The organism is Nitrospira sp. Nam74 (genome assembly GCF_965152615.1).
This window is the reverse complement of record NZ_OZ224220.1, coordinates 2447849-2459216: the sequence shown is the minus strand read 5'-3', so window position 1 is coordinate 2459216 and position 11368 is coordinate 2447849. Positions and strand designations below refer to the sequence as shown.

Annotated in this window: 13 protein-coding genes; 3 read left to right on the top strand and 10 right to left on the bottom strand. The window is 55.5% G+C overall.

Annotated features, from left to right (window positions below; translation table 11 throughout):
* Positions 1-57 precede the first annotated feature (57 nt).
* The 10 genes from ACWHYZ_RS11605 to ACWHYZ_RS11560 all read right to left on the bottom strand — a co-directional run bounded on the left by ACWHYZ_RS11605 (position 58) and on the right by ACWHYZ_RS11560 (position 7370).
* Entirely contained in the window at positions 58-516 is a 459-nt protein-coding gene (locus tag ACWHYZ_RS11605; RefSeq protein ID WP_447987405.1) for a DoxX family protein, read from the bottom strand.
* A gap of 206 nt (positions 517-722) precedes the next feature.
* Positions 723-1061: a cupin domain-containing protein gene (locus tag ACWHYZ_RS11600; protein WP_447987404.1), complete on the bottom strand. Its 339-nt coding sequence runs from the start codon at positions 1059-1061 to the stop codon at positions 723-725.
* 88 nt (positions 1062-1149) lie between these two features.
* Entirely contained in the window at positions 1150-1971 is an 822-nt protein-coding gene (locus ACWHYZ_RS11595) for a nucleotidyltransferase family protein (RefSeq protein ID WP_447987403.1), read from the bottom strand.
* Positions 1968-2729: a metallophosphoesterase family protein gene (locus ACWHYZ_RS11590; protein ID WP_447987402.1), complete on the bottom strand. Its 762-nt coding sequence runs from the start codon at positions 2727-2729 to the stop codon at positions 1968-1970. Before ACWHYZ_RS11590 ends, ACWHYZ_RS11595 begins: the two co-directional genes overlap by 4 nt.
* Positions 2730-2736: 7 nt before the next feature.
* Positions 2737-3717 carry an NAD(P)/FAD-dependent oxidoreductase gene (locus tag ACWHYZ_RS11585; RefSeq protein WP_447987401.1) on the bottom strand — a complete coding sequence of 327 codons (981 nt, stop codon included), beginning with the start codon at positions 3715-3717 and terminating at the stop codon, positions 2737-2739.
* Positions 3710-4114, bottom strand: a complete 405-nt coding sequence (locus tag ACWHYZ_RS11580) for a DUF5335 family protein (protein WP_447987400.1) — start codon at positions 4112-4114, stop codon at positions 3710-3712. Before ACWHYZ_RS11580 ends, ACWHYZ_RS11585 begins: the two co-directional genes overlap by 8 nt.
* 247 nt (positions 4115-4361) lie before the next feature.
* Positions 4362-4697 carry a BON domain-containing protein gene (locus ACWHYZ_RS11575; protein WP_447987399.1) on the bottom strand — a complete coding sequence of 112 codons (336 nt, stop codon included), beginning with the start codon at positions 4695-4697 and terminating at the stop codon, positions 4362-4364.
* Between the two features lie 30 nt (positions 4698-4727).
* A complete protein-coding gene (locus ACWHYZ_RS11570; protein WP_447987398.1) occupies positions 4728-5111 on the bottom strand; it encodes a YtxH domain-containing protein in 384 nt (127 codons plus the stop codon).
* A 422-nt stretch (positions 5112-5533) separates the two neighbouring features.
* Positions 5534-7111: a ferredoxin--nitrite reductase gene (locus ACWHYZ_RS11565; RefSeq protein WP_447987397.1), complete on the bottom strand. Its 1578-nt coding sequence runs from the start codon at positions 7109-7111 to the stop codon at positions 5534-5536.
* On the bottom strand, positions 7104-7370 hold the full coding sequence (locus ACWHYZ_RS11560) for a hypothetical protein (protein WP_447987396.1): 267 nt from the start codon (positions 7368-7370) through the stop codon (positions 7104-7106). The genes ACWHYZ_RS11565 and ACWHYZ_RS11560 overlap by 8 nt, the downstream gene beginning before the upstream one ends.
* A gap of 517 nt (positions 7371-7887) precedes the next feature.
* Here ACWHYZ_RS11560 and ACWHYZ_RS11555 point away from each other — a divergent pair.
* The 3 genes from ACWHYZ_RS11555 (at position 7888) to ACWHYZ_RS11545 (ending at position 11250) form a co-directional block, all read left to right on the top strand.
* A complete protein-coding gene (locus ACWHYZ_RS11555; protein ID WP_447987395.1) occupies positions 7888-8142 on the top strand; it encodes a GlsB/YeaQ/YmgE family stress response membrane protein in 255 nt (84 codons plus the stop codon).
* 433 nt (positions 8143-8575) lie between these two features.
* On the top strand, positions 8576-9550 hold the full coding sequence (locus ACWHYZ_RS11550) for a YihY/virulence factor BrkB family protein (protein ID WP_447987394.1): 975 nt from the start codon (positions 8576-8578) through the stop codon (positions 9548-9550).
* A gap of 44 nt (positions 9551-9594) precedes the next feature.
* Positions 9595-11250, top strand: a complete 1656-nt coding sequence (locus tag ACWHYZ_RS11545) for a DUF748 domain-containing protein (protein WP_447987393.1) — start codon at positions 9595-9597, stop codon at positions 11248-11250.
* The last annotated feature ends 118 nt before the right edge of the window (positions 11251-11368 follow it).

The window sequence follows — 11368 nt, the reverse complement described above, 5'->3', positions numbered from 1 at the left end:
CCCTTCTCTTTACTGCCGATTCGAGCCTACGAATGAACATCACATGCCATCCTGTGATCACGCTCGCCGACGTGTGCGCTCATCCTGCCGCACACCGATGTTGAAAGCCGGCTCCGTGGTTGGTCCGCCGAGGTAGGCATCCAGGCTCAGTGGTCCCGCCCCGTAAGTGGCCACATATAAAAGGCCGCCGCACATGGCCAGATTTTTGAGGAAGTGGATCATTTGATTCTGGTCTGCGAAATTCGTATGAAACAGCAGTGTCGTGGGGATCATAAACAGGAGAAGCGCCGCCGCACCCGCTCTCGTCCAATAGCCAAGAAGCAGGGACAAGCCGCCACCAACCTCGAGGATAATGGCGCCGACATAAAAGAGCGTCGTCGCCCACGTCATTCCCATCGCCTGCATGTAGTGCTGGGTTCCCTGTGGATCGGCGATTTTCCCGAACCCGGACATGAGAAAAATAGCGCCCAGGAGAATGCGTCCAATAAGTGTCATATAGCGATAATCGTTCAACATGTATCACCTCACTTTGTTCCAGGTGCTGAGTGCTGAACATAGAATGGATCAGCCTATCAACTCCTCAGCCGGTCATTATTGTAACGGCTGCTCAACATGGCGCCCCAGCAAGGCCGCAACCGAATAAAACCCTAGGCGAGGGTCTCGGTTACGCTGAGTATTTTTCTGAGGCGAGCATGCTGCTGAACGCCGTTTTCCGCAACCGGCTATTCATCACGACCGTGAACCTGTGCTGGCGGAGCCGTCGCTTCCACCGCAGTCAAGGGCTCCAAGATCGTGTAACTGTGCGACGACCCCTTCGGAACGACCCACGAATCCCCGGGTTCGAGCAAGACGGTCTGTCCTTCGATCTGCAGTTCAGCCCGCCCTTTGATCACATAGCCCACCACTTCATATTCACGCTGCGTGGGCGGCTTTAGCGTGCCTGCCGGCTCCTCTTCCCATAATCGCATCGATACTCCCTTCCCGGAGGCCAGATATTTTTGACCCATGTCCCCTTTGGGGGAATACCCTGAGCTGACCTTTTTCACGCTTTTGTCCACCATGGGGTCCTCCTTGAGAGGTATAGAGATATTGGGCTGAGGTGTAAGGCACCCTTCTTGACCGAACCATTGTCCCGTACCTCGTACCCCATCACCGGCTTCTTCCATCCTCATCCATCCTCATCGTCTCTGTTATTCGCCGTGTCTCTTGGGCGGTCAGGTTGCCCCGCGGTGCATGCCGAGCATCCTCATAGTTCCCTTGCTGCATGTGGCTCAAATACTGCGACCATGAGAGAAGGGTGCCTTGACAGAGACGATCGTCAACCGGCAAAGATGTCATTTCTCGTTGCAGACGATGCATCAATTCATCCATGAGCCACTTTGGAACCGTGAGGCGATGGCCGGGATAGATAAAGCCGAACAGAATCACATGACTGAGAAGCACCCGCCAATGACTGTGAAAACGGTACAGGACCCGGGACCAATCCAAAGTCTTGCCTCGAGCGCGCAATAGGTGAGCAATGTCCCCTCCATCGTAGCGTTCCCGCTCCATCACGAAGGCCTTTGACCACAGCATCTCTTCTGCTGGAATCAGTCGAACCGGGACGCCAAGAACCGTGGCAGGCTCCGCATGCTCGAACCACAGTTCATCGACTGCACAGACGCCGTTGCCCGATCCAAAGATGATGTCGATGACATGGTCGTCTTTGAACGCCTTGCCTAACCAATGTGTAAAACGCATTTCGGTTCGATAGCCGGCAGTCGACAGCATCGAGAGGAGGGGCTCGACATGGTCCGGTCGAACGAATATGTCAAGGTCCTTCGTCCGTCGCGCGAGTCCGGTATAGCACTCGAGCGCAAAGGCGCCCCCGACTAAAAGTGGCACGTCGGACCACTGCAAGAGCTCCAAGGATTCACGGTAAACGTGCTGAGCATTGTGATTGAGGACATTGAGCGGGGGGTGCGCCTTCATGTCACCACCGTTTCAGTATTCACCGGCACATCGATATATCGAACGGGCTGTCGGTCAGGATACCGCGTTCGCAGGAGCGGCATCGCCACGTTGTAAACGGGTACGCCCTCGCGCGTTTTACCTTCCGGACTGCCATGATGGGCATGGCCATGGAAAACGGCGGTGACGCCATACCGGTTCAGCGGCTCCTCCAGACGACTGGAACCGAGAAAAGGAATAATCTCTGCCGGCTCGCCTTCCACAGTCGCACGTATCGGGGCATAGTGAAGGAGGACGATACGGAGCCTGCTGGACATTTTCGCCAACCCCGATTCGAGCTTCAGGGCTTCCTCCACGCCTTCACGCACAAACTCCTTCAAGACCGACTCACCCCATGGTTGAAGCGACCGATCGCCGAAGCCTCCCGCAAATCCCTTCACGCCGATATAGCCGATGCCATCGATTTCGATCGACGTCCCGTCCAGTACATGCACGCCGCTGTCGCACAGGATGTGTTCGACCTCCTCGGCTGCTCCGCACTCATAATCGTGGTTGCCGAGGACGGCCAGCACAGGAACGCGCCCCACGACCGAGAGCGCCTGCGCGAGGATCTTCGCTTCCTCAGGCTTGCCATAATCGGTCAAATCCCCGCAGAGCAGAATGATATCCGCGCATGCGGCTACATGGCTGAATATCGGCTTCAGTACATCCTCACTGGTACGCGGGCAGTGCAGATCTCCAAGCGCGGCAATTCTTCTTTTTCCGGGTTCGTGTATCACGCTGTCCTCATTGATCGGCTTGATCGGCAATCCGGCAGACCGTTTCTGAGAACGTCGGCCGTGCGACCGGCAACGCATGCCGCTGTAAACTGTCCTCAAAGAGATCCCGATTGATCGCTTGTGCCGCCGTGGCGCCCTGCCCCGCCGCAATCATCATCTGGCAATTTGCCGGCGTGACACATCCGGCGGCGTAGAGGCCTGGCACACTGGTGTGCATACAATGGTCGATCTTGATTTGGCCCTCTTGATCCAACTCCGCCCCGACACATTCGGCAAGGGTCGTGTGATACACGTCCCCCTTGGTTGTAAAAACGGCATCCGTCGGAATTCGCGGTCCGCGCTCGAAATGCAAGGCCCTAATCTGTCCGTCCTGATGTTCCACATCGACGATGCGATCCTGGCGGACCATGACGTCATATTCTCGTAGCCATGCATGATGGCAAACATCCCAGCGGATCTCTTTCACATTCGTCGCGATGATGACACAAGGCGAATAGGCCAACATGCTCAGCGCATAGTCCACGGTGTCATTGTTCGAGCCGATAATCACAACACATTTGCCCTTCACCCGAAGAGCATCACAGTCCTTGCAAAAAAAGAGGCTCCGACCGAGGCACTCCCGTACGCCGGGGATATCGGGTGGTAGATGAGTCAACCCGGTCGCTAATAACACCCGCTTCGCATAAACAGACCGTGTAGTTCCGTCTACTCGAAAGACGTCTCCTTCCTTCGCAAGATCCTTGACCTCCTCGTGAACGATCTGTACTCCGAAGCGCCTCACTTGGGCCCGGCCCCTGTTGAGCAAGACTGACCCCGGTATGCCATCGGGAAATCCGAGATAGTTCTGGACATCGGGTTCCCACACGGCCATCGAATGTCCCGACTCCATCAGTAGAGTGTCGCGTTGACTCCGCCCTAAATAGATCGCGGCCGACAAACCGGCAAGTCCGCCTCCAATAATAATGACATCTCGAACCGTGTCAGCCACTATCTGGACCAGGCTCATTCGTAATTGTTTGCCCTTGAACGGCTTCAGGAACCGAAACCGGGTCAAACCTCAGGACTGTCTCCCTGCCATCCTCCGACTCGATGTGCAAACTTCTGGCCACTCCATCGTCGTGTTCATACCTCACATGCCAAGGATGGTCGACGGTATAGACCTTGTGATGAAGGGTGTGCTCACGAAGGACAATGGAAATCACTTCTTCGTTCCCGCGTAATGCCAGGGCAAGACCTTCGAGTGGAACACCTTGCACCTGCATGCGGTCGTCCGCATCTAAGCCATCAATGTTAAGTGAGACAATGCGGCCACGATTATTCCGAGTGAGCTCATCCAAAAATGGGCTCCAGTCATCCGGTTGTATGTCGGATATCTGTCTAGGCATGTTCGGCCGTATGCGCCACAATGGAACAGATCGAGTCCGACTATGCGCACTTAAGGAAGGAAAGTGTGGACCACCATGGGGAGTGGTAGGTACAAAAATCCCTGATTAGGTATGACGGCACTGATGGAGATATCTCAATACACCACTCGACCCTCTTCGGCATATCCTCTAACTCAGCCTTGGTAGGTTGGGGAACCCATCAGTGGGCTCCCCAAACCGCCAAGGGTCTTTCGCTGGCCGGCTACGGCTACTCGGAGAGCCGACCGGTCTTCGCCGGATGATCCTGCACCTGCAGGTTATTGTTCACCTTCTTCACGCCATTGACCTGACGCGTCAATTCAGACGCGCGGGCTTTCTGCTCTGCTGACTGAACCACACCGCTCAGGTTCACGACACCGCGTTCGGTGTCGACATCCACGCGCGTGAAGTTCGACATACGGTCACTGGTCAGTTTGCTCTGCACCGCCGTACTGATAGATGCATCGCTAATGTTTTCGCCGGCCGTCTTTCCCGTCATCGACTGGCAGCCGATAAGGCCGACCACCGCAACGATCATCACGAAACCGGATAGACTCCTCAACATAGTGGCGCCTCCTTGTTAAACGCTCGCCGATTAGCCGCGATGCTGTGTCGCTTCACGGCCGGCTTCCTTGACGGATTCTTTTCCGCTGCGAATGGCTTCCTTGCCGCTCTCCATTCCACTACGAACGGCTTCTTTACCGGTTTCCATATACTCGCGTGCTGTCCGCCCGGCTTCTTTCATGGTCTCCCGGCCGGTCTCCATATAGTCTTTTCCACGGTCGATGGCCGTATCCCACGCTTCACGACCCCGATCCATAACCTCGTCCTTGGCCCTGGACGCATAGCTGCGAAGCATGCCGCGGAGTTCCGATCCGGTTTGCGGCGCCAGCAATAGAGCCACGCCCGCGCCGATCAGCGCGCCCGCCACGAATGCGGACCACCCGGCGTACTCGCTGTCATAATCTCTGTCGTACATAGGACACCCTCCTTAGTTGAAATGTTCGCGCCCTCTTATCGAAGAATTCCGACGAGCCATAGGATCACGATCAAGCTGAATGGGACGCCTAAAAACCATAAGAGCACTCCCTTTCCCATGATAGAGCTCCTTTCTTCATGACGTGGACCCGTCACCTCACGTCCATCGATAGGTGACGCCTTGCAAGGCCCGCGCCCTGAGAGGTGAGAAAGCGAGCAACTAGAATATCAACAAGATACAGACATGAAGGTACGGCCTGATTCTCTCTCTGCATCAATGTTGGCGCCGCGCAGAGAGAGGAGTAGACGGATAACGCGTTTGCAACGCCTGATCAAATGAGGAGATTCACTAGACGTGAGAAAAGAAAACTTCTTGTCCGAAATCGGACAAGAAGTCCGAGTATGGAAGGGATCGCGTAAGTCCTAAGAAATGGGCACGGGAAGTATGCCGAAGTCTACCGACACAACCTTACTGTTGGAACTGACCTTGCGTGACGGGCGCGGCCGATGCATCTTCTCCCGCGAGTGGTATGGCGCGATGCCCTCCAACACTCCAGCAAGCGCATCGCAAGGGACATCTTCTAAGAGCTTCATCGCGAGCTTCGGGTCGGGCCCCGAGCGGCCGCCTACATAGACATCCACCGCATCGACGACCCGTCCCTCAATCTTCACCTTTTTTCCAATCAATCCAATATCGGCGACCAAATGGTTTCCGCAGCCCGCCGGACAACCCGACCAGTGCATGGTCAACGGTTTCAACTTGCTGCCAAGCTTGGCATCCAGCGCCTTGGCTGTTTGCATCGCCCGTGTCTTCGTTTCAATAACGGCCAGATTACAATAGTCGTTGCCGACACAGCTCACGACCCCGTTAATGATAGGAGAAGGATTATAGGCAAACCGTTTCAACAACGGCTCTTCAGCCAAATCCCCGATACGGCGGTCGCCCACGTTGGGAATAATCATCGTTTGTGCAGCAGACAGCCGTATTTCGCCCGTCCCATATCGCTCGGCCAAGGCCGCAATCGCGGTGAGATCATCGGCCGTGATCCGTCCGACCGGCACTTTCAGCCCGACATAATTCATTCCCAGTTGCTTTTGCCGATAAATCCCGACATGGTCTTTGGCCGCAGACTTCCTGGCACTTACCCCCGCCCGGCTTAATGGACGACCGACACGTGCTTCCACTTCCGCGCGAAACCGTGCTTCGCCCCAATCGTCGAGTAAGAAAGCCAATCGCGCCGTATTGCGAGAGTCGCGGGGCCCATGGTCGCGATACACCTCGATGATCGCGCGACACACGTCCGTGACGTCCGGCGCCGTGACAAACACGTCGAGCGGTCCCGCGATACGGTAGCCACCCGATCCCAACTTGCCGCCGGCGAGCACATTAAATCCCCACACCCGCACGCCGTCACGTTCCTGATATGCAGGCACGAGTGCCAGATCTTGCGTTTCAGTATGGAGGCAATTGTCCGGACAGCTCGTCACCGCCATATTGAACTTGCGCGGGAGATTGCTATAAGCCCGGCTTCCAATGAATTCGTCCGTCAGAGCGGAGACCAGTGGCGTGGCATCCAGCATTTCATCGGGACTGAGGCCGGCCACGGGACAGGTCATGATATTCCGCACATTGTCCATACCGGTTTGCAACGATGTGAGGCCGACGTCTTCCATTGCTTTGAAAATGACCGGGACATGCTCGATCCGGATCTGCCGGAGTTGCATCTGTTGACGCGTCGTGAGGTCAAGCACCCCATTGCCATATGTGGAGGCAATCTTGGCGAGTGCCCGCACTTGATAAGAGCCCGTCTTGCCCCCGGGCATACGCACGCGAATCATGAAGAATCCGGGCGTCGGCTGCCTGAGAAAGAGCCCATACCACTTCAGGCGTTGCACGTCATCCTCGGTAATGGACTCCCAGCCGGTTCGCGCATACCCTGCAATGGCGTCCCGGATATCCAGTCCGTCACGCTCACGTTTCAGGTCTTCAATCTTATTCATCGGCATATCCCGACGCCGGCACAGCGTCGTCCACCGCCGCATTGGTATTAATGGAAATGAGATACTCACGTGATTCCGTCCGGTGCAACGTCACATGCCGAGACCGGCTCAAACGGTCGACCACGACAAAGGCGTCGGACCAACTTATGTCACACATGGTCGAGAGCGTGTCGAGCGTGAACGGCCCTGAGGTTCGTAAGGCATCGAGCAGACGTTGGTCCGTGGACGAAAGGGTCATAGACTCGTGCATCGCGATCATACGGTTCACCTCCATACAGAACGGTCGAGCAACTTGAATGCCCGAACAAAATGCTCAGTGTATTAGGAAGTTATAAAATCCCGATCCCGACAAACCGACATTTTTGTCGCACTTCGCACAAAAAGGAAGGATTGAAGTGACGAGATGGACGGCATAGCGAACATGGGTCGCATCTTTCTGTTGCATGCCGTGCGGCACTGACAGGAAAGGAGCTGTCATCTGATACAACAACCGGCGGCTACACCCGATAGTGTAGAGCTTAGTGAGGATCATGCTGTTAAAACCGTAAGTCCATCCCAGGTTGGGACGCTTTGAATGAGAAGCGACACGTGAACGTGACGAACCGTTATGACCCCCATTTTATGGGCGATTGTTTCTTGGTCCAATTCTACTCGGGATCGACGTGGCGGTTTTTCAATTTTACCGTGACAACTATCAAGCTCGGGCAGGTCTTCTCGTGAAACCCGAATCGGGACGCCCACTGGAACCGGTGATCAACAAATAGGAGGGCTAGACCATGACGGTGCTGGGATGGATCGTCTTTGGATTGATCGTCGGGATTGTCGGAAAGCTTCTGATGCCCGGAAAAGATCCGGGCGGATTCTTTGCTACCGTTGCCATCGGCATCGTCGGGGCCCTCATCGGCGGCTTTCTGGGGCGACTCGTCGGTTTATATGGCCAGGACGATCCTGTCGGTTTTGTCATGGCCGTGATTGGGGCGGTCGTGTTTCTCTGGCTGTATCGAGTCATCGCACGCCGTTCGGCCGTGTAGTTCGCTGGTCACCCCGAGATCGGCGCTCTAACGCCGGTTGAATAGTCACCCTTATAGACGGTCGTACTCGTTCTGGATCACGTGATAGCACTGGACATTATCATCATCAGTAGCGGTAACTATCGACGACGATGGTTTAACTGATGACTGTCGCCCTGGGGCCGATCACCAACCGAGACGCACACGACGTGAGAAGCCGAAGGAGCCGAGCCATGGTGGCCCGATAAATCGAACTGTCCGCCTGGACCGCGGACATACAGTTCCGTTCGGCAGACAGCCTGTTCCATCAATACCGGTTTATACCTCTTAAAAACCTTCGCTGAAGGCTGCGTTAGGGACGAGTGCTGACCGCTCTCCCACGGCTTACCTCTTGCTAATGTATCGGCTTGTCTCGCTAATCATCTTCATGGCTTCTTACAAGGGATGAGGGACAATGATGAATTCTGGACTGGAAAAATTCGTCGGCGCGAAAAATGCCGACGCTATAGATGCTCTGCCTAACAGAAATCGTGCGCCCTCGAGCCGCTTTAATTGGCTGAGCCCGCAGATGTGGTGGGGTGTCCTCAAAGAGACATTCGTGAAATGGAGTGCCGATAAAGCGCCGCGGTTAGGGGCGGCGCTCTCCTACTATACAGTCTTCTCGCTGGTGCCTTTGTTAGTGCTGACCATTGCTATAGCGGGATTGGCATTCGGGCAGGAGGCGGCGCAACAAGCCATGATGGCGCAGATCGAGAGCCTTGTCGGGCCGCAAAGTGCAGCCGCCATTAGGCAGATGCTGGAGATCGCGCAGAAGCCGTCCAGCGGAATGTTTGCGAGCGTCGTCGCGGTCGGAACTTTGCTTCTTGGGGCATCGGGCGTGTTCGCACAACTCCAAGACGCGCTCAATGCGGTATGGGGCGTGGAACCGAAAGCCGGACGTGGCATCTGGGGAACGATCAAAGATCGATTCCTCTCATTGCTCGCCGTGCTCGGGACGGGATTTTTACTTCTGGTGTCCTTAGTGCTCAGCGCGGTGCTTGCTGCGGCCGGCAAACTCTTCCAGGGCTGGTTGCCCGGCCAGGAAGCGCTGCTCCACCTCGCGAACTTCGTGATTTCGTTTGGGGTGATCACGTTGCTCTTTGCGATGATGTTTAAACTCCTCCCCGATGCCAAGGTCGCATGGCGTGACGTCTGGGTGGGAGCCGCTCTGACGAGCTTGCTGTTCACCATCGGCAAATTCCTGATCGGCTTTTACCTGGGAAAGGCGGACGTCGGTTCGGCGTACGGTGCGGCAGGCTCGTTGGTCATCTTGCTCGTGTGGGTCTACTACTCGAGCCAGATCCTACTTTACGGTGCTGAATTTACCGCCGTCTATGCGAACCGCTACGGGTCCCGTATCGTGGCGGGTGAACGGGCTTCGGCCGCCTAACTCTTGGACTGATTTTGGTAAGCTGATTGACCGGTGAATGACCTATGGATGCCGCTCGACATACCAACGTTCAACCATCGGAGCCTCACCTCACGGCCGAGGCCAAGAGTACAGACACAGCTGGTGTCCCTCCAAAACACCGCCGCTTCTGGTGGTGGATACTTGGAATCCCCCTTATCTTACTCCTTATCATCGGCTTAGCACTGCCGTTCATCGACGAACCGTTGCGCGGCTATGCAGAGCGTGAACTGAATCGGCGGGTGGAAGGCTACACATTCCGCATCGGCGCTCTCGATTTCCATCCTATCGGCTTGTCCCTCGATCTCGAAAACGTCACAGTGGCTCAGAAGGACCATCCCGACCCTCCGGTAGCACAGCTGAAGAAATGGCATGCAAGTATCCATTGGCGTGAATTGCTGTCAGGTCATCTCGTGAGCGATCAGTCGATCGACCATCCCGTGATTCATTTCACGCGGCCGCAGGCGGCAAAGGAAGCCAAGGACGACGTTCCTGTCGAGAAGCGAGGCTGGCAGGAGGCCGTCTTTGCGATCTATCCTCTCAAGATCAACGAATTTACAATCACCGATGGCGACATCACCTATCGGGAGAACAGCACGTCGAAGCCGCTGCATGTGGGCCAACTCAATTGCCGCGCCGGGAACATTCGGAATGTCCGGTCCAAGCCCGACGAGTATCCTTCGGACGTGCATGTGGACGCCGTGCTGTTCGATAAAGGAAAACTCACGCTGGACGGGAAGGCCGACTTTTTCGCGGAGCCGCACATCGGCCTCAACGCGGACCTCAAGCTGGAGGACATTGAACTCGCCAATGTGCTGCCTCTCACGGCGCAGCGTCAAGTCCATCTGACACAGGGCCTGCTGTCGACGAATGGCCATGTCGAATATTCACCGCAGACCCAAGTGATCCAGTTACACAGTCTAAATCTCCGTGAGATAAAGCTGGATTTCGTGCATGCGCCCGCCACGGCTCCCAAGGAAAAGGATACCGGGCGGAAGGTCGCACAAACGGCCGACAAGGTGGTCAATCACCCGAAACTGCTGCTTCGCATCGACCAAGGCAATATTGAAAATAGCGAGTTCGGTCTGGTGAATAAGGCGACCGATCCTCCGTATCGAGTTTTTATCACGGGTACCAACATCTACCTGGAGAATTGGAGTAATCAGCTCACGGAGGGCAGCGCCATCGTGCGGCTTCGGGGGATGTTCATGGGCACAGGAGCCACACAGATTGATGGCGTGTTCCGACCGGAGACGAAATCCCCCGATTTTGATCTCAGCATCCGGATCTGGAAAACTCACGTAAAAGCCATGAACAATTTACTGCGCGCGTATGGCGGCGTTGATATCGCATCTGGCATCTTTTCTGTCTTTACTGAGATCAAACTCAAAAATGGTGAAGTGGACGGCTATATCAAACCGCTGTTCAAAGATGTGAAAGCCTATGATCCGGCGCAGGACAGCGATAAAGGACTGTTGAAGAGAATCTTTGAAAAGATGATCAACGCCGCATCTGAGATCTTGAAAAACACCCCGCGCGGCGAAGTTGCAACGAAAGCGGAACTGTCCGGACCCGTGGAGAATCCGAAGGCCAACACATGGGAAATGGTCATTGCTTTGATTCAGAATGCATTTTTCGAAGCCATCTTGCCAGGCTTTGAAAGATTTGGAAAGGAAACTTAGTCTCGCCGTGTGCGCGTATTGCCCTGGCTGCCGCTCCTGCTTAATGGGGATCAGCGCTCTCGGCACTCGGACCTTCGTGACGCTCAAGTTGGATGATTTTAAGTGGTGCGAAGCTGAG

Excerpts from the sequence above, each read along its gene's own strand:
- ACWHYZ_RS11550 (WP_447987394.1), top strand. The coding sequence starts at position 8,576 with ATGATGAATTCTGGACTGGAAAAATTCGTCGGCGCGAAAAATGCCGAC.
- ACWHYZ_RS11600 (WP_447987404.1), bottom strand. The coding sequence starts at position 1,061 with ATGGTGGACAAAAGCGTGAAAAAGGTCAGCTCAGGGTATTCCCCCAAA.
- ACWHYZ_RS11570 (WP_447987398.1), bottom strand. The coding sequence starts at position 5,111 with ATGTACGACAGAGATTATGACAGCGAGTACGCCGGGTGGTCCGCATTC.
- ACWHYZ_RS11575 (WP_447987399.1), bottom strand. The coding sequence starts at position 4,697 with ATGTTGAGGAGTCTATCCGGTTTCGTGATGATCGTTGCGGTGGTCGGC.
- ACWHYZ_RS11595 (WP_447987403.1), bottom strand. The coding sequence starts at position 1,971 with ATGAAGGCGCACCCCCCGCTCAATGTCCTCAATCACAATGCTCAGCAC.
- ACWHYZ_RS11580 (WP_447987400.1), bottom strand. The coding sequence starts at position 4,114 with ATGCCTAGACAGATATCCGACATACAACCGGATGACTGGAGCCCATTT.
- ACWHYZ_RS11560 (WP_447987396.1), bottom strand. The coding sequence starts at position 7,370 with ATGATCGCGATGCACGAGTCTATGACCCTTTCGTCCACGGACCAACGT.
- ACWHYZ_RS11545 (WP_447987393.1), top strand. The coding sequence starts at position 9,595 with ATGGATGCCGCTCGACATACCAACGTTCAACCATCGGAGCCTCACCTC.
- ACWHYZ_RS11565 (WP_447987397.1), bottom strand. The coding sequence starts at position 7,111 with ATGAATAAGATTGAAGACCTGAAACGTGAGCGTGACGGACTGGATATC.
- ACWHYZ_RS11605 (WP_447987405.1), bottom strand. The coding sequence starts at position 516 with ATGTTGAACGATTATCGCTATATGACACTTATTGGACGCATTCTCCTG.
- ACWHYZ_RS11555 (WP_447987395.1), top strand. The coding sequence starts at position 7,888 with ATGACGGTGCTGGGATGGATCGTCTTTGGATTGATCGTCGGGATTGTC.